At 70.8% G+C, this 15,649-nt stretch carries 16 protein-coding genes; 9 read left to right on the top strand and 7 right to left on the bottom strand.

Going from position 1 to position 15,649, the window contains the following annotated elements; translation table 11 throughout:
- The first annotated feature begins 33 nt into the window (after window positions 1-33).
- From OG223_RS40885 to OG223_RS40865, 5 genes are all read left to right on the top strand, one after another.
- Entirely contained in the window at window positions 34-1,044 is a 1,011-nt protein-coding gene (locus OG223_RS40885; protein WP_329260233.1) for an ABC transporter ATP-binding protein, read from the top strand.
- 1 nt (window position 1,045) lies between these two features.
- Window positions 1,046-1,849 (top strand): ABC transporter permease, encoded by an 804-nt coding sequence (locus OG223_RS40880; RefSeq protein ID WP_329260230.1) that lies wholly within the window; start codon window positions 1,046-1,048, stop codon window positions 1,847-1,849.
- Window positions 1,849-2,655 carry an ABC transporter permease gene (locus OG223_RS40875; RefSeq protein ID WP_329260226.1) on the top strand — a complete coding sequence of 269 codons (807 nt, stop codon included), beginning with the start codon at window positions 1,849-1,851 and terminating at the stop codon, window positions 2,653-2,655. The genes OG223_RS40880 and OG223_RS40875 overlap by 1 nt, the downstream gene beginning before the upstream one ends.
- Before the next feature lie 90 nt (window positions 2,656-2,745).
- Window positions 2,746-3,315, top strand: a complete 570-nt coding sequence (locus tag OG223_RS40870; protein WP_329260223.1) for a SigE family RNA polymerase sigma factor — start codon at window positions 2,746-2,748, stop codon at window positions 3,313-3,315.
- Window positions 3,312-3,830 (top strand): hypothetical protein, encoded by a 519-nt coding sequence (locus OG223_RS40865; protein ID WP_329260220.1) that lies wholly within the window; start codon window positions 3,312-3,314, stop codon window positions 3,828-3,830. Before OG223_RS40870 ends, OG223_RS40865 begins: the two co-directional genes overlap by 4 nt.
- A gap of 107 nt (window positions 3,831-3,937) precedes the next feature.
- On the opposite strand, the gene OG223_RS40860 is transcribed toward OG223_RS40865, so the two are convergent.
- The 4 genes from OG223_RS40860 to OG223_RS40845 all read right to left on the bottom strand — a co-directional run bounded on the left by OG223_RS40860 (window position 3,938) and on the right by OG223_RS40845 (window position 7,533).
- A complete protein-coding gene (locus tag OG223_RS40860; RefSeq protein ID WP_329260218.1) occupies window positions 3,938-4,285 on the bottom strand; it encodes a hypothetical protein in 348 nt (115 codons plus the stop codon).
- 13 nt (window positions 4,286-4,298) lie between these two features.
- Complete coding sequence (locus tag OG223_RS40855; protein WP_329260215.1) at window positions 4,299-5,600, bottom strand: MFS transporter; 1,302 nt, start codon at window positions 5,598-5,600, stop codon at window positions 4,299-4,301.
- Window positions 5,597-6,190, bottom strand: a complete 594-nt coding sequence (locus tag OG223_RS40850) for an ArsR/SmtB family transcription factor (RefSeq protein WP_329260212.1) — start codon at window positions 6,188-6,190, stop codon at window positions 5,597-5,599. Before OG223_RS40850 ends, OG223_RS40855 begins: the two co-directional genes overlap by 4 nt.
- A gap of 65 nt (window positions 6,191-6,255) precedes the next feature.
- Window positions 6,256-7,533 carry a YhgE/Pip domain-containing protein gene (locus OG223_RS40845; protein ID WP_329260211.1) on the bottom strand — a complete coding sequence of 426 codons (1,278 nt, stop codon included), beginning with the start codon at window positions 7,531-7,533 and terminating at the stop codon, window positions 6,256-6,258.
- A gap of 123 nt (window positions 7,534-7,656) precedes the next feature.
- Here OG223_RS40845 and OG223_RS40840 point away from each other — a divergent pair, with 123 nt between their 5' ends.
- The 3 genes from OG223_RS40840 to OG223_RS40830 all read left to right on the top strand — a co-directional run bounded on the left by OG223_RS40840 (window position 7,657) and on the right by OG223_RS40830 (window position 10,502).
- Window positions 7,657-8,244 (top strand): TetR/AcrR family transcriptional regulator, encoded by a 588-nt coding sequence (locus OG223_RS40840; protein ID WP_329260208.1) that lies wholly within the window; start codon window positions 7,657-7,659, stop codon window positions 8,242-8,244.
- 130 nt (window positions 8,245-8,374) lie between these two features.
- Window positions 8,375-9,754, top strand: a complete 1,380-nt coding sequence (locus tag OG223_RS40835) for a hypothetical protein (protein ID WP_329260205.1) — start codon at window positions 8,375-8,377, stop codon at window positions 9,752-9,754.
- A gap of 22 nt (window positions 9,755-9,776) precedes the next feature.
- Window positions 9,777-10,502: a hypothetical protein gene (locus OG223_RS40830; protein ID WP_329260202.1), complete on the top strand. Its 726-nt coding sequence runs from the start codon at window positions 9,777-9,779 to the stop codon at window positions 10,500-10,502.
- On the opposite strand, the gene OG223_RS40825 is transcribed toward OG223_RS40830, so the two are convergent.
- Entirely contained in the window at window positions 10,489-10,911 is a 423-nt protein-coding gene (locus OG223_RS40825; protein WP_329265729.1) for an NUDIX hydrolase, read from the bottom strand. The genes OG223_RS40830 and OG223_RS40825 overlap by 14 nt on opposite strands.
- Window positions 10,912-11,091: 180 nt before the next feature.
- On the opposite strand from OG223_RS40825, the gene OG223_RS40820 reads away from it, so the two are divergent.
- A complete protein-coding gene (locus tag OG223_RS40820) occupies window positions 11,092-12,657 on the top strand; it encodes a hypothetical protein (RefSeq protein WP_329260199.1) in 1,566 nt (521 codons plus the stop codon).
- Here the strand turns inward: OG223_RS40820 and OG223_RS40815 are convergent.
- Both OG223_RS40815 and OG223_RS40810 read right to left on the bottom strand, forming a co-directional pair.
- The gene (locus OG223_RS40815) at window positions 12,602-14,308 is read right to left on the bottom strand and encodes a DUF2264 domain-containing protein (RefSeq protein ID WP_329260196.1); all 1,707 of its coding nucleotides are present in this window, start codon (window positions 14,306-14,308) and stop codon (window positions 12,602-12,604) included. The two genes, OG223_RS40820 and OG223_RS40815, sit on opposite strands and share 56 nt — an antisense overlap.
- A gap of 78 nt (window positions 14,309-14,386) precedes the next feature.
- The gene (locus OG223_RS40810; RefSeq protein WP_329260193.1) at window positions 14,387-15,466 is read right to left on the bottom strand and encodes a rhamnogalacturonan acetylesterase; all 1,080 of its coding nucleotides are present in this window, start codon (window positions 15,464-15,466) and stop codon (window positions 14,387-14,389) included.
- Window positions 15,467-15,649 lie beyond the last annotated feature (183 nt).

Genomic DNA, 15,649 nt, shown 5'->3' with positions numbered 1-15,649 from the left:
CGCCCTGTACCGGCTCACCCGAAAGCTGATCCTGTGAACGCGAGCAGCATCGAGGTACGCGGCCTCTCCCGTACCTTCCACACAACTGTCCGACGCCCGGGCCTCGTCGGCGGTCTGCGCTCGCTGGTCAACCCGGAGCGGGTGCCCAAGTACGCCGTCTCCGACGTCACGTTCGACGTGGCCCCGGGTGAACTCCTCGCCCTGCTGGGCCCGAACGGCGCCGGCAAGTCCACCACCATCAAGATCCTCACCGGCATCCTCCGGCCCACCTCCGGCGAGGCCCGGGTCGCGGGCGTGGTGCCGTACGAGGAGCGGGAGCGCAACGCCCGCAATATCGGCGCGGTGTTCGGGCAGCGCACCCAATTGTGGTGGGACCTGCCGGTGCGCGAGTCGTTCGCGATCCTGCGGGACATCTACGAGGTGCCGAAGGCCCAACACGCGTCCCGGCTGCGGGAGTTCGACGACATTCTCGAACTGTCCGCCTTCTGGGACACCCGGGTCCGCCATCTCTCCCTCGGCCAGCGGGTGCGCTGCGACCTGGCCGCCGCCCTGCTGCACGACCCGCCGGTCGTCTTCCTCGACGAGCCGACCATCGGCATGGACGTGGTCGTCAAGGAGCAGGTGCGGGAGTTCCTGCGGCACCAGGTGGAGGAGCGCGGCCGTACGGTCCTGCTGACCACGCACGACATGACGGAGGTCGCCCGGCTCGCCGAGCGGGTCGTCCTCATCAACCACGGCCGACTGGTCCTGGACGGCACCCTCGACGAGATCCGCCGTACGTTCGGCTCGACCTGGCAGATCCGCGCGACCCTCGCCGACGCGCACGCCGAGGCCGTGGCGCTGCCGGGCATCGCGCTGGTGCGGCGGGACGGTCCGCAGGTGGTCTTCGGGCCGGACGGGTCCGAGGGGCCGACCGTGCACCAGGCGCTGAAGCAGGTCATCGAGCAGTACGAGGTGACGGAAGTCGCCATGGACGAGGCCGACTTGGAGGACGTGATGCGGGCCGCCTACGTCCAGGCCGGCCCGCCGGCCGAGGAGGCCTGACATGGCCGCCCCGCACGCCTGGCGCGCCGCCCGTGTCACCCCGCTCGGTGAGCTCCTCGCCCCGCCCCGCATCACGGCCGCCCTGCTCCGTCTGTCGGTGCAGGTGGTCCTGGTGGCGTCCCTGTGGCGCGGCCTGTACTCCCACACCGGCGCCACCGCCGGACTCACCCGCGACCAGGCGGTGACGTACGCCGTCCTGGCCGTACTCGCCTCCCGGCTGCGGGAGTTGGACCAGCACGCGGGCCGGGACACGGTCCTCCAGCACATGCACTTCGGCACGATCATCTACTGGTATCTGCGCCCGCTGCCGCCCCAGCGCTACTACGCGCTGCGGGCGTTCGGCGAGCAGATGTACGGGCTGGCCTGGGCGTTGACGGGTTACGCCGTCTGCCTCGCGGCCGGGGTCGTGGAGCCCCCCAAGTCACCTGCGGTGGCAGGGGTGTTCGCGCTGAGCATGCTGCTGGGCCAGCTCGTCCTCTACTACGTCATGCTCCTCATCGACCAGTTGTGCTTCTGGACGCTCCGCAACGGCGCCGCGATGCTCATCCTGATCTTCGCGCAGAACCTGCTGTCCGGGGTGTACGCGCCGCTGTGGTTCTTCCCGGACTGGTTCATCACGATGAGCCGCTTCCTGCCGTTCCAGGCGACCCTGAGCGTGCCGCTCTCGATCTACGTGGGCCGCGTCCCGTTGTCCGACGCGGGCGCCCAACTCGCCCTGCAGGCACTGTGGGTGGTGGCACTGTCCCTGTTCACCCGGTTCCTGTGGCGGCGCGCCGCCCGTCGAGTCGTAGCCCAAGGGGGTTGATGCGAGTGAAAGCCGTCCGGATCGTATGGCGCATCACGCGCCTCAACTTCCGCGCCCAACTCGAGTACCGCACCGAGTTCTTGCTGATGATCGCGATCGGTGCGATCTGGCAGGTGTCGGTGATCGTGTTCGCGACGGTGCTGCTCACCCGGTTCGCCGGGATGGGCGGCTGGGACAGCTCGGACGTGCTGCTGATCCCGGCGACGCGGATGCTGGCGCACGGCCTGATGGTGCTGTTCCTGGGCCGGATGCACGGCATCGGCCGGTACATCCAAGAGGGCCGTATCGACATCTACTTGGTGCGCCCGATGCCGGTCCACCGCCAGGCGCAGTTGGAGTACTTCCCCACCAACGCGATCGGCGACCTCACGGTGGCGGCCGGCCTGATGGTCGGCGCGCTCAGCCGCAGCCACCTGGACTGGACGGCGGGCCGCACCGCGTATCTGATCGCCGCGCTGCTCGGCGGGATGCTCCTGGAGGCGGCCCTCTTCACGGCTGTGGCGAGCGCCTCCCTCCGCTTCCCGTCCGCGGACTACTGGAGCCGCTGGCTGGAGGACCTCCTCGGCACCTTCGGCAGCTACCCGCTCAATGTCCTGCCGAGGGCGGTGGGCGGCTTCCTCACCTACGCCCTTCCGCTCGCGTTCGTCGCCTACCTCCCGGCCGCCGTGCTGACCGGGCACGGTCACGACACCGGCGTCCCGTACTGGCTGGCGGCGGGCTCACCACTCGTGGGTGTGCTGGCGTATCTCGGGGCGCGGCTGCTGTGGCGGTGGAGCCTGGGCCACTACACCGGGGTGAACGGGTGATCGCGTCCACGTGACCCAGGTCACGTCGAGGCCGTGCAGCAGATCCGGGGGCTTTCCCGTCGAGGAGGGGTGACAGGAAGGGAGGAGGGTGTGGATCTGGCAGCCAAGTGGGCAACGGGCGCCGGGCACGGCGGTGTTGAGTCGACGGAGGGTGACTTCCATGGATTCGTCGCCGCCCGGTCGGCCGCGTTGTTCCGGGGCGCACTCGTCCTGACGGGCAGTCGCGACGCGGCGGAGGATCTGGTCCAGGAGACCCTGGAGCGGGCCTGCCGCAAGTGGCGCACCATCAGTGCCAAGGACGCCCCGGACGCGTACGTCCGGCGGATCATGGTCAACCTCGCCAACGACCGCTGGCGAAGATTCCGCCGTACGGCTCAGCATCCGGTCGACTCCGACCCGGCCGCGCCGGGCGACGAGTACGGACGGATCGACAGCCGGGACCAGTTGGTGCGGGCTCTTCAGCAACTGCCCATGCGGATGCGGACGGTGGTGGTGCTGCGGTACTTCCACGATCTGTCCGACGCCGAGATTGCGGCCGACCTGAAGATCTCGCAGAGCACCGTCCGCTCCCAACTGGCCCGTGGAATCGACCGGTTGAGAAGCCAGTTTCCCGCGCTCTCCGCCCCTTCATCGCAGCAGCTCACGGAAGGAACCCGATGAGTTCGCACGACCCGCGGTCCTCCGGCTGCACACCTTTCGAAGAGGAACTGATCAACGCCATGAACGACTTCGCGCACTCCACCGACACCCCGGCCTTCGACACGGCCGGCATGGTCCACCGCACCCGCCGCAGGCGCACCACCCTTATCGCCGGTGTCGCCACCGCCCTGATCGTGGCGGGCGGCGGCACAGCCCTGGCGTCCATGACGGGCGGCACCTCGCCGACGACGGCGGAGAAGCCCATGACCACGGCGACCACCAAGGGTTCCGACTACAAGAAGGCCATCCTGCTGGTGGACTTCGGCAAGGGGGGAGGCCCCGTCGAGGTCGACTTCACGGGCACGGACCTGCGCACGACCAAGGGGCAATTCCTCAAGGCCGACCTCAAGCTCGGCACGGTGAGCAGCGTGAACAGCCCGGGCTGCAAGCCGGACACGGTGGTCGAGGTGACCCCCCACGCCCCGAAGATCGTGAAAGCGGGCGACACCGTGAACGTGAAGCTCTGCGTGGGCTGATCGAGTTGACCGGGTAAGGCCCCCGACCCTGGGCGTGCGCGCGCGAGCCGCTCAGGACCGGTCGGACCACCGGCGACGAGTGCGGCGCGGTGCCCTGGCGATCGGCCTCACTTCAGGCCTTCACCGGCGAAGGCCGCAATGTCACCAAGGGCGTCTTCAGCCACGCCACCCAGTGCGGGGTCGTCCAGCAACTCTTCAAGCCGCCGGACAACGTCGGCACTTACGGCTCTGTGGATTCTCCCCACGTGCCCCATGCAGGTAACAGCCAGAGTTCTGATCTGCGGATCGGTGTCGGGAGACAGGCAGTCGAGGAGGGCGGCCTCGACCCGCTCGCGGTCCGGATCGTCGAATGTCATCGCCAACAGCGCTCTGGTGGACACCCCGATGTCCGGACTCCCGAACTCGGACATCAAAGCTGCCCGCCACCTCTCCAGCTCCAGTTCTTCTCGGTCCATCACGGAACCTTGGTCACTCCTGCCTTGATTCCGCCGGCGCCCGCCCCAACTCCCGTATCCCCGGTATCGGCGAGGCCACCAACCACACCGCCGACATCGCTCCCCCGACCGCCGCGACCACCAGCGTCACTCTCAGGCCCATCAGGGTGGCCAGTTCGCCGCCGATCAGTGCCCCCAGTGGGCGTACCCCGTAGTTGACCGTGTTGTAGGCGCCGGCCACGCGGCTGCGGAGGCCGTCCGGGACCACCGAGGTCTGGAGGGAGTTGAGGTTGACGTCGAGGAGCATGACGCCGAAGGCGGAGAGGAACTCGGCCGCGCCCAGGGTGCCGAGGCGGGTCCAGGTCGGGCCGGTCGCCGCCGCGATGAGGGCGATGGGGGCCGGGTACAGGACGGCCCCTGCGACGATGCTGCGGCCGATGCCGATCCGGCGGGCGATCGCGGGGGACGCCACCGCGCCGAGGAGGCCGCCACCGGCGCCGATGCCGAACGCCAACCCGATGGCTCCCGGGGAGAGTTGGAGGACCCGGTCGGCGAACAGGACGAGCAGGCCGGTGCTCGCCAGGAAGGAGAAGAAGTTGAGGGTGGTGGCGCAGAGGAGGCCCGCGCGCATGACGGGCTCGTGGAGCACGAAGGCCAGGCCCTCCTTCGCACGCCGTAGCAACGAAGGGCCGGCCGACACCGTACGCACCGGCTCGTCGACCCGTGTGCGGCCGACCAGGATCGCCGACGCCACGAACGACAGCGCGTCCGCGAGCACCGCGACCGGTGCCGTCAGCGCCTGGACCAGGCCGCCGCCGACCGCGGGGCCGGCGATGAAGGACACCGATCTGCTCGCGCTGAGCTTGCTGTTCGCCTCGACGTACGACTCCGGCGGTACGAGGTGGGCGAAGAAGGACGAGTACGCCGTGTTGAACACGACCGCGGCCGTGCCGGTCAGCAGCGCGACCGCGTACAACTGGCCGAGCGTGACGGTGCCGAGGGCGTAGGCGACCGGGAGGGTGAGCAGGACGGCCGCTCTGAACAGGTCGGCGAGCAGCATGAGTTGACGCTTGCCGGGGCGGTGGTCGACCCAGGCGCCCAGGAACAGGCCCAGCAGGTTCGGCGTCCAGACGAGGGCGGTCAGCAGCGCGACCTGGTTCGCGGAGCCGTGCAGCACGCCAACTGCCAGCAGGGGCAGGGCCAGTTCGGTGATCCGGTCGCCGAACTGGGAGACGGACTGGCCGCACCAGAAGCGTACGAAGCGCCGGTCCCGCCAGAGGGAGTCCGGCGCGGGCCGGGGAAGCAGGGGAGACCGGAGGGGCCGCCTGACCTTCACTCCGGTATGTCCGTCTCGGGGCCCTGCGGCAGCGCGTACGTGAGGAGTCGTACATCCCGGCTGTCCGGGGGCCGCCGGTCCGGTTCGCGGATGACGTACGGCGCGATCAGTTCCTCCAACGCGTCCTTCAGCGCGGCCAGTTCGGCCGCCGTCACCACGATCCGCGTGTTGCTCGCCCCGGCGAGCCGCGCCCACTCCGGTTCCAGACCGGGCGCGGTCTCGGTGAGCCAGCGCAGCGGCAGTTCGGCGTTCCGCGCGAACATCTCGCCGGCCAGCAACCGCGCCGCCGACCAGCCCTCCTCGCCCTCCGGCACCTCGACGCGGAAGCCCCGCGCCACCGCCGCCCAGCGCCGCTCCCGCCGGTCCGTCCCGCCCTCGGCGTCGCGGACGAGGCCGAAGCCGGCGAGATGGCGCAGATGCCAACTGGTGACGGACGGGGTGGCGCCCACATGCGGTGAGAGCCGGGAGGCGGTGGCGGGGCCGTGGCGCTGGAGGCGTTCGAGGATCGCGAGCCGTACGGGGTGCGCCAGCGCGCGCATGGCCTTCGGGTCGGAGATCTCTACGTCACCGAAACGGTTGGCGGAATCCATGGTCTGAGAGTGTCGTCTCAGAAACTCTGAGAGTCAACTGTCAGTTCTCGTCCGCCAGTTAGATATCAGGTGGGCTGCGGCGTGAGGCGCTTGTGGCCCTTCCTGTCGTAGTACCTGACCATGGCGAAGCCGAAGAGCAGGCCGATGGCCGTACCGATCGCGATCATGGTCCACGCGCGGGTGAGACCGGCGTCGCCGCGGGCGTCGAAGTAGAGGATCGCCCGTACTCCGTCGCTGAGTTGGCGCATGGGCTCGAAGTGGGAGAGGAAGCGGTAGAAGCCGGGGACGGCCTGGAGCGGGACGGTGGCGCCGGAGGACGGCAGGCCCAGGACGATGAACACGAACATGGAGACGAGCTGGCCGATCCCGCCGAACGCGGCGTTGATGGCCTGGACGCCGAGGCCGACGGCGAGGGCCGCGCAGTAGGAGTAGATCCACAGCAGCGGGATGTGGGTCGCGTCCATGCCGAGGATGCCGATGCCGGCGAGCATGATCAGGGAGACGCTGAGGAGGGTGATTCCGGCCGTCATGACCATCTTCAGCAGGAGCGTCTGGGTGCGGTTGATCGGGACGGTGGGGCGGCGGGTGTGCCAGGGGCCGATCTCGTTGTCGGCGTAGCCGAGGCCGGTGTCGACGCCGTTGCTGATGACGTTGCCGCCCATGAATCCGGCCAGCACCAGCAGCAGGGTGTAGTAGAAGGCGGTCAGGCCGATGCCGCTGTTGCTGCCGATGGGGTGGCCGACCTGGGTGGCGATCAGCACCGGGTCCGCGAGGAACAGCTTCTGGGTGGCGTCGGCCTTCGTGGCCGCCGCGCCGAGCTGCTTGCCGATGGTGAGCGAGGCCTGCTGGGCCGCCGTGGTGGAGATCCTGCTCGCGAGGGAGGAGCCGAGGCTGCCCTTGCCGGGGTTGGTCAGCACGGTGATCGTCGGGCGGGTGGTGGCGTTCGTGGTGGTGAGCGCGGCGACGGAGTCGGTGAAGTCGGCGGGGATGACCAGGGCGCCGTAGATCTTGCCCGCGTCCAGTTCGTCCTGGGCCTGGGCTCTGGTCAGTTGGCGCCAACCGGCCGCGCTGCTCGCCGTGTTGGTGACGATGGAGTGGGCGATCTGGGTGCCCAGGTTCTGCTGCTGCCCGGTGAGCGGCTTGCCGGTGTCGCTGTTGACGAGGGCGATGGGCAGGTCGTGCAGCTCGCGGTTGGGGTTGACGATGCCGCCCATGTAGAGGAGGGACAGCAGGAAGGCGAGCAGGCCGGTGAGCACGGTGGGGATGAGCCACAGTTTGGGGCGGCCGAGGAGTGCGGTGGCGCGGAGGCCGGTGGGGGCGGGGGTGCCGGAGTCTTCGTCCATGGTGGGCAAGTCTGCTGCCGGAGTCCGGTGGGGCGGTGCGGAAACGCGCCGGAGCCCGCTCTTGTTATTGGCTATTGTCCTAGGGGCTCTGGTTACCGCAGGTCAGAGGAGAGGTGGTGGGCCGTGGCGCGTGCGGGACTCACCCCCGACCGGATCGTGGCGGCCGCCGCCGACCTCGCCGACGAGGTCGGCTTCGAGAACGTCAGCCTGTCCGCCCTGGCCCGCGGCTTCGGCGTGAAGGACGCGAGTCTGTACTCGCACGTCAAGAACCTCCAGGATCTGCGCACGCGGGTCGCGTTCCTCGCGGGCGGCGAGCTGGTCGAGCGGATCGCCGTCGCGGTCGCCGGCCGCACGGGCCGGGAGGCGCTGGCCGCCTTCGCCGACGCCTACCGGGACTACGCCCTGGAGCACCCGGGCCGGTACGCGGCCACCCAGATCCGCGTCGACCAGGCCCTCGTCGCCGCCTCCCCGGCCCTGCGCCGCACCGCAGAGATCACCTACGGCCTGCTGCGCGCCTACGGCCTGGAGGAACCCGATCTCACCGACGCCGTACGGCTGTTGCGCAGTACGTTCCACGGCTACTGCGCGCTGGAGTCCGCGGGCGGCTTCGGGGCGCCGCGTGATGTGCGGCGGTCCTGGGAGCGGGCCGTCGAAGCCCTGCACGTGGCGTTGACGCACTGGCCCCGCGAGGCCGGGTCCGGGGCGGGCTGACGGAGACGCCGGTTCCGGTCCGCGCCCCAGGTGCCCCGTGGACCACTTAGACTGGAAGCTTCGCGCACGTCACGTGCCACCCTGGGGGAGGGAGCGCGCTGTGTCTCAACAGCGGGTGGGACACGGCCCCTTGAGAACGTCCGGGGCCCCCGGACCCGTCCCGCCGTCCCGGTTCGTGGGCTGGCTGGGCCGGTTCGGATGTGTGGCCGCCGGATACGCGGTGTTCCAGTTCCTGTTCGGGGTGCTGCCCGACGCGATCGACGGGGAGCCCGCCAAGTATGTGATCGCCGGGCTGAGCGGCCTGGCGACGACCGGGATGACCTGGCTGGCGGCGGCCCTGCTCCGCGCCCGTACGTCCGGACCCGCGGCCCGCACCGTCCCCGCTCCCCCGGCCGCGCCCGCCCCCGGCCCGCTGCCGCACCTGTTCGCGTCGGCCTACGACACGCTCGCCGCGCAGATCGCCGAGGTCGACGACCCGGTGCGCGGCCGTCTCGTCGGCTGGCCGCACTCCCTCCAGGAGCTGGACGGCCCGGCCCGGCCGACCTCGCTGGCCACCGCGTACGGGCTGCACATCGTGCTGGACCTGGGCGTGCCGGACGGGCGGCTGCACACCGGCGATCTCATCGACACGCTGTGGCGGCTACGGCTGCAGGGCGGCGGCTGGTCGGCCCGTTCGCAGGGGTCCGTGGCCCGTCCGGAGGTCACCGCGATGGTGCTGGGCGCGCTGGCCCGGGCGGGTGCCTCGCGCGAGAGGCTGGCGGACGAGGTGGCGCGCTGTGAGGCCGGCTTCACCCTTGAACTCGACAGTACGGGGCGGGCGTTGACCCATGTCGTCACCACGGTGATGCGGGGGCTGCTGCGCGCGGGACCCGACGCGCCGACGCTTCCCATGCTGCGGGACGCCCTGGTCGACGGCGCGTTCCCCGACCCCGGGCGCCAGCACCGCCGCTGCTGGAGCCACCGCCTCACGCCGCCGCCCTGGGCCGCGCATCCCGCTCAGCCCTCGGCCCTGCACACCGCGCAGGCCGTGGTCGCCCTGGACCGGGCGGCCCGGGTGCTGGGCGAGGGGCCCGTGGAGCGTTCGGCGCGGGAGGACGGGGTGCGCTGGCTGCTGGCGTGCCCGGAGACCGCGCACGACGGTTGCGGCGACCTGGCGAACCTGCGCGAGGAGGTGCGCCGACGCCATCCGGACGACTCCTCGCACCATGAGGTGCTGAACGTCCGCCATTTCACCGCGAGTTGGATCGTGCGCGCGCTGCTCACCCCGGGCGCCCGGGAGATCGCGCGGCAGGACGGCGTTGAGGAGGCGTGGCGGGAGCGGCTGGACGGGGCGGCGGGCGCGGTGTGGGCGGCGCAGAGCGACGGCATCTGGTCCTGGAGCCGGAACGGATCCGCGTTCACGACCGAGGAAATGCGTCAGCCCATCTGGATGACCTATCAAGGCCTTTCGGCGCTGCGCGCACATGCCGTATGGATGTATCAGCCGGATACTCGAACGAGTGCGGTGTGAGCCGGAGTTGAGGAGTGGGTGCATGGGTGGTCGGCAGATCCTGGCGGCGCGGAAGCTGCTGGCCGAGGCGCTGGACGGCGACCTGTCCGACCACGGTACGGTGAGTGCGGCCCGTGCCGTCGTCGCCGAACTGGGCTCCCCCGACCGCCTGTTGGAGCTGATCGCCGAACTCGCCTCCGGCGCGGGCGATCCCGAGGCCTGCGCCAAGCTGTCGTACCGTCATGTCCTGGGCTTCGACAAGCTGTTGCTGATCGACGGCGGCCCGCGCCACATGCTGCGCGCGCATTTCTGGCGCCCCGGTGCGACGGCGATCGGTACGGAGGACATCCACAACCACCGCTCCCCGCTTGCCTCTTACGTGGTCAGGGGCCGGCTCGCCATGGAGCTGTACGAGGCGCGGGACGACGGCGGGATCACGGCGGACCGCTACGAGGAGTCGCTGTCCGAGCACAGCGCCGACTGGCGGCTGCGGCCGACAGGCCCCGCGCGGCTGCGGCTGACGCATGTGGGGCAGTACGCGGCGGGCAGCGCCTACGCCCTGCCGGCGCACACCCTGCACCGGGCCTGGTGCGACACGGACGTACCGACCGTGACGCTGTTCCTGGAGACGGGCGCCGAACGGCTGCGCCACACCGATGTGTTCACGGCGGCGGGCCCGCATCCGGGGGCGGTGGTGAAGGTGCCGCTCGACGTGCGGGACTATCTGGGCGTGCTGACCGGTCTGGCCGAGTCGCTCAGAAGTTCGTGAGGGCCTGGCGTACGACGTCCAGGTTGTACGCGTCGATGTCGATGCCGGCACTGGCGAGCTCGGCCGGCGGGAGCCAGCGGTACGCCTGGTCGGGCTCGGGGAGGGTGATGTCCCGGGACAGCGGCCTGACCAGGAAGTTGTCCTGCCAGTTCTTGGTCTCGTGGCCTCGGTACTCGCTCACGAAGGACGACTCGCCGATCTTGCGGACGATCTCGCCGAGCAGCCCGGTCTCTTCCTTCAGCTCCCGCAGCGCGCCGTCCTCGGGCAGCTCGCCCGGCTCCAGCTTTCCGCACGGAACGCCCCACACACACGGCAGGAACCGCTCGGATGCGCTGCGGCGCACCAGAAGTACGCGCCCGTCGTCGTCCATCACGACGGCGGCCGCCAGTCGCTTGTCGCCGGGTTCCATGGTCATGGTTCCTCGGTCCCTCGCCGGAGATGAGTCCACAGGGTCTGATACCCAGGAATGCATCCAACGTACCAGGATGGGCCCGCCCGGGCTGTGGAGCCGGTCTCATCTCCGCCGGCCATCGAGAAAATGCGCCCGGTACGACGGCAACCTCCCCCGCGCGGGCGGCGACTTGGGGGCATGACCAACGCAAGACGCACCACGACGCACCGTCGCCGCTCCCGCCGCCGTATCGCCCGCAAGCCGCTCGCGGGCTCGCTCGCCGTCGCGGCCCTGCTGGGCGGCGCGTGGTACGCGACCGCGGCGACGAAGGGCTCCGCCAGCGGCGACTCGGCCTCGGCCGGAGCCACCGCGTCGGCCTCCGCGTCCACCACCACCTCCGGTACGGCGACCTCGGCCTCGTCCCCGTCCGCCTCGGTCTCCGCGCAGACCACCCCGAAGACCACGCCCGCGGCCGCCGCCAGGACCGCGACGGCCACCAAGGCCGCGACCGGCACGCTCACCCCGACCAGCACCACGGTGGCGCTCGCCGCCAAGTTCCCTTACCTGACGGCCGGTTACAACAACACCCGCCAGTGGACCCGTACGACCACGGCCGTGGCCCCGAACGGCACCCTGCGCGTGGCCTGGCCCGCCGCCGACGGCGTCCATGTGACCCCGCTGAACGCCGCAGGCCTGCGCTCGGGCGCCGACACGGTCGTCAAGGGTGCCAAGGAGGTGGGCGGTCTGGTCGCGCACAACGACGGGTTCGCGCTGCTCACGCGGGTGGCCGACACCAACAAGTGGAAGGAGACGGCCGCCGCGATCGTCCGCTACACGAACGGCAGGCAGACCTTCTCCACCAAGCTCACCGGCACCGCCTCGAACGACACCTCCCCGGGTCTCGACGGCCAACTCACCTGGAACGGCAGCAAGTACGGCGCGTACTTCGTCGTGCACGGCGCGGGCGGTTTCGCGGACGGCCACTTCGGCGACAAGTTGGCCTACATCAGCGCCAAGGGCGCCAAGCTGAGCGGTGGTTGGAGCTGGGGCTGCAGCCACAACGAGGGCATCGCGCTGCACGCGGAGACCACCGGCGCGTTCACCTCGCTCTGCTTCGACGACTGGCGCTCGGGCCTGTTCGTCTCCACCGGGATCGGCGCCCCGGACGTCGCGCCGGTCGTGCAGCGCGAGCAGTGCTGGGCAGGGTACTGCGGTGGTACCTTCCCCGGCCGCACCGGTGACCTGGTGAAGTCGGCGAGCGGCCGGTACGCCACCGCCTTCGCCTCCCGTGGCGCCGCGTCGGCCAAGAAGAACTCCGCCGACTCCAGCGGACGCGGCTGGACGGTCACCCCGAAGACGAGCACCCACCAGGTCGCCGTCGCCTTCATGGCGAACCGCAACTCCGGCCCCGGCAAGGCGATTTACCTGACCAGCGCGGCGGGCACCGAGAACGTCAACGTGCACGTGGCCCCGTACGGCAAGGACCGTCTCCTGGTCTCCTGGGAGTCCCTGAAGGGCGCGAAGTGCGCGGCCGGCACCTGCACCGGCACCTTCACGGGCACCCATCTGCGGCTCATCGACTGGAACGGCAAGTTCCAGAGCGCGGACAAGGTGGTGAGCGCCCGGATCAGCGGCGACATCGCGGTCCTCAAGAACGGCACGCTGACCTGGGCCTACGCCCCGGTCACGCCGACCTACGCGACCCCGCTCAACGGGGCGTCACCGACCACGACGAGTCTCCGCATAGCCCGGCTGACTCCGTGAACCGGTAGTTCGTCCGCCTGCCTCCGGCCCACTGAACGGACACGCCGTGATCCCCGTCGACCTCCACGGACACCAGTTCCGCGAGGGAACGGGGGTCCGGCTCAGCGGTGAGCCGGACCAGGGCGACGAACAGGGCGGGCCCGCCACCGACGACACCCTCACCGTCCAACAGGCCGTGCAGGGAGACGAGTTCGGCGTCCAGCCCGTCCTCCGCCGACCACCCCGTGACGCGGACCGACGTCCCCGCGTCCGCACCCACCACCAGATGCGCCCGCACCTCCACCGCACCCTCGGCCACCACCAGGCTGACCACCCGGGCACCCTCGGCCGCCGTGTGCCGGGAGGCCACCCAGCCCTCCCCCACCCCCAACGGCACGATGTCCGTACGGCTCGGATCGCCGCAGACGATCACGCTGTTGTCGTACGACGACGAGGGCGCCGTAGCCGTGGAGTAGGCGAGGCGCGTGTAGTACGGGTCGTAGCGGACGTCCTCGCTGCCGTGGTTGTGGAGGCGGACGACACCGTCCGAACTCGTCGACTGGAGCAGCCAGTTGGCGGGCGCGATCGCCGTGGTCGCGTCCGTCCGTTCCGCCGGGCCCGGTTCCTCGGCCGCCGTCCACACCTCGTGGTCCGGTGGGAGGAGCAGGCCGAGGAAGCCCTTGCTGGCCCAGTACGGGGACGCGGGGCCCGAATAGCCTTGCAGGACAGCCTCGTTGGGGCCGTGCCAGCCGAGGGTCAGCAGGCCGTGGTCGTCGACCGCGCCGCGCTCCAGGAAGTACTTCAGGGCACCCGAGGCCAGCCGTCGCGTCTCCCCCGGCGACAGTGGCGTACGGCCCGTGAGCGCGCCCAGCCACAGCGGAGCCGTCGTCGCGAAGCGGTAGGTGAGGGACCGGCCCTGGTGCATCGGGGCGCCGTCGGCGCTGAACAGGCGGGCGTAGTCGGCGAGATGGCGTTCCAGGCGGCTGCCGTACAGGTCGAGGAGTCGGGGGTCGTCGGCGAGCCAGGCGTGCAGGACCGGGTAGAGGTGCATGGCCCAGCCGTTGTAGTAGTCGAACTTGCGGCCGTCGCCGTCCGTGTACCAGCCGTCGCCGACGTACCAGTCCTCGATGCGCGACAGACCCCGGTCGATCGCCTTGCTGGAGGCGTCGGGCTCGTGGCCGATCTCCTGGAGGAAGCCGCCCACCGTGACGGGGAACAACTCCCAGTTGCAGGGCCAGGGTTCGGCGGTGAGGGCGTCGGCGAGCCAGGCCGCCGCGCGCTGTCGTACGGGCTCGTCGAGGCGGTCCCAGAGGAGGGGGCGGGTGAGACGCAGGGCGAGGGCGATCGAGGCCGCCTCGACCAGGGGCTGGCTGCGGTCCTCGATGCGGGGCCAGACGCCCGCGACGCCCGCCGCGAGTCCGTCGGCGTACCGCTCCAGGGCCGTCTCGTCACGGCGGAAGGCGGCCAGCAGCAGGGTGCGGGCGTAGCCCTCCAGGCCGTCGGAGAGGCCGCCGGACCAGCTCGTGTGCGGGCCGGGGAGGTGGTAGAGCGCGCGGTCCTCGGTGGCGTACGGCTCCACGGCGGCGAGGAGGGCGTCGGCGGCCGTCTCCCAGTGGGTGCGGGCGTAGCCGGTGCGCGGGCTCAACTCGCGGTCGTCGGGCGGCAGTCGCATCGGCTCGCTTTCGCTGGTGACGAGTGGAACCTGGGGCGCCCCGGTTCCGGTCGGAACGCCCCAGGGGTCTTTCGGGTCTCACCCCACTCGTACCCGGCTCTCCGGCAGCAGATGCCCGGCGACGAGTGCGTCGCGGACCAGGCCCGCGTACACCGTGGCCCCCTGCGCGGAGGTGTGCGTGTTGTCCTTCTTCTCGTTGTAGAGATAGATCGCCTTGGAGCCTTCCACTCCCAGCGATTCCACCAGCGCCTTGGTCTGCGCCGTGAGATCGATCAGCGTTACTCCCTCGGCGGCGGCGACCGAGCGGACGACGCCCGGCAGATCCACGCCGAGTCCGTTCACCAGCAGGGCGGTGCCGTTGTTCAGTGTGCCGTCGGCATTGAACCAGCGGCGGACGATCGGTGTCACGAGTACCGGTCGGCCTCCCATGTCCCGTATACCCCCGACGAGCGTTTCCAAGTTCGCGCGATACGTCGCCTCGTCGGTCGTCTTGTCGTTGTGGGCGAGTTGGACGAGGACGAGGTCACCGGGGTGGATCAGTGGCTGAACTGTCCCCCACAGCAAGGGATTCTCCAGGTAGGTGACCGTACTCTCCCCGGAATCCGCGTAGTTGGCGACGGACACGCCCTTCTTCAGGAACTGCGGGAGCTGTTGGCCCCAGCCGGAGTACGGGTCGCCCGGTTGGTCGCAGACCGTGGAGTCGCCGATCAGGATGATCTGGCGGGCGATGGGGGTCCCCCCGCGCGAGCGCATTCGACCGTGGGGGAGGGCGGGGGTGACCCGGATGTCGGCGAGTGCGGGTGCGGTGCCGCCGAGGGCGAGGTCGAGGCCGGGGGTGCCGTCGGGGCCGGTGGGCTCGCCCTCGGGGGTGCGGACGTTCACGGTGAAGCCGCGCGTCACGGTCTGCCCGGCGGCGGTGGCCGTCTCGGGGAGCAGGGAGCGCCGGGTCTCGCCGGTGACGGCCGTACTCGCCGCGCTCTCGCCGCCGAGGCGGACCGTGACGTCGTAGGTGCCGGGCGGGACGTCGAAGTGGCAGGCGGTCGCGGTGCAGTCGGCGATGCCGAGCGGGGGCGTGCGGTCGTGGGCCCGGGCGGGTGCGGCCGACAGGGCGGTGCTCAGGGTCAGCGCAGCCAGCAAGGCGATGTTGAAACGTCTCATTCGCGGCTCCTCCGTCCGACGACAAGGCCTGGCGGTGGACCGTACCGCTATGGACAAGCGCTTTCTAGACCTGCGGCAGATTTCACATCACCGCCAACTCCAAGGCTGCGAAAGCCCTTTCGCGAAATCGATTCAACTGCCACCCTCCAAAGCACCCGCACCCCCACCTCCCGAAGGAGGCAC

This window comes from Streptomyces sp. NBC_01478 (genome assembly GCF_036227225.1).
In the GTDB taxonomy this organism is placed as follows: domain Bacteria; phylum Actinomycetota; class Actinomycetes; order Streptomycetales; family Streptomycetaceae; genus Streptomyces.
Note: the sequence above shows the minus strand (reverse complement) of the source record. Positions and strands in the feature narration are given on the sequence as shown.

What these genes read in the sequence shown, in the direction of transcription:
- OG223_RS40880 (WP_329260230.1), top strand. Translation starts at nt 1,046, where the DNA reads ATGGCCGCCCCGCACGCCTGGCGCGCCGCCCGTGTCACCCCGCTCGGT.
- OG223_RS40875 (WP_329260226.1), top strand. Translation starts at nt 1,849, where the DNA reads ATGCGAGTGAAAGCCGTCCGGATCGTATGGCGCATCACGCGCCTCAAC.
- OG223_RS40865 (WP_329260220.1), top strand. Translation starts at nt 3,312, where the DNA reads ATGAGTTCGCACGACCCGCGGTCCTCCGGCTGCACACCTTTCGAAGAG.
- OG223_RS40860 (WP_329260218.1), bottom strand. Translation starts at nt 4,285, where the DNA reads ATGGACCGAGAAGAACTGGAGCTGGAGAGGTGGCGGGCAGCTTTGATG.
- OG223_RS40850 (WP_329260212.1), bottom strand. Translation starts at nt 6,190, where the DNA reads ATGGATTCCGCCAACCGTTTCGGTGACGTAGAGATCTCCGACCCGAAG.
- OG223_RS40845 (WP_329260211.1), bottom strand. Translation starts at nt 7,533, where the DNA reads ATGGACGAAGACTCCGGCACCCCCGCCCCCACCGGCCTCCGCGCCACC.
- OG223_RS40830 (WP_329260202.1), top strand. Translation starts at nt 9,777, where the DNA reads ATGGGTGGTCGGCAGATCCTGGCGGCGCGGAAGCTGCTGGCCGAGGCG.
- OG223_RS40825 (WP_329265729.1), bottom strand. Translation starts at nt 10,911, where the DNA reads ATGGAACCCGGCGACAAGCGACTGGCGGCCGCCGTCGTGATGGACGAC.
- OG223_RS40820 (WP_329260199.1), top strand. Translation starts at nt 11,092, where the DNA reads ATGACCAACGCAAGACGCACCACGACGCACCGTCGCCGCTCCCGCCGC.
- OG223_RS40815 (WP_329260196.1), bottom strand. Translation starts at nt 14,308, where the DNA reads ATGCGACTGCCGCCCGACGACCGCGAGTTGAGCCCGCGCACCGGCTAC.
- OG223_RS40810 (WP_329260193.1), bottom strand. Translation starts at nt 15,466, where the DNA reads ATGAGACGTTTCAACATCGCCTTGCTGGCTGCGCTGACCCTGAGCACC.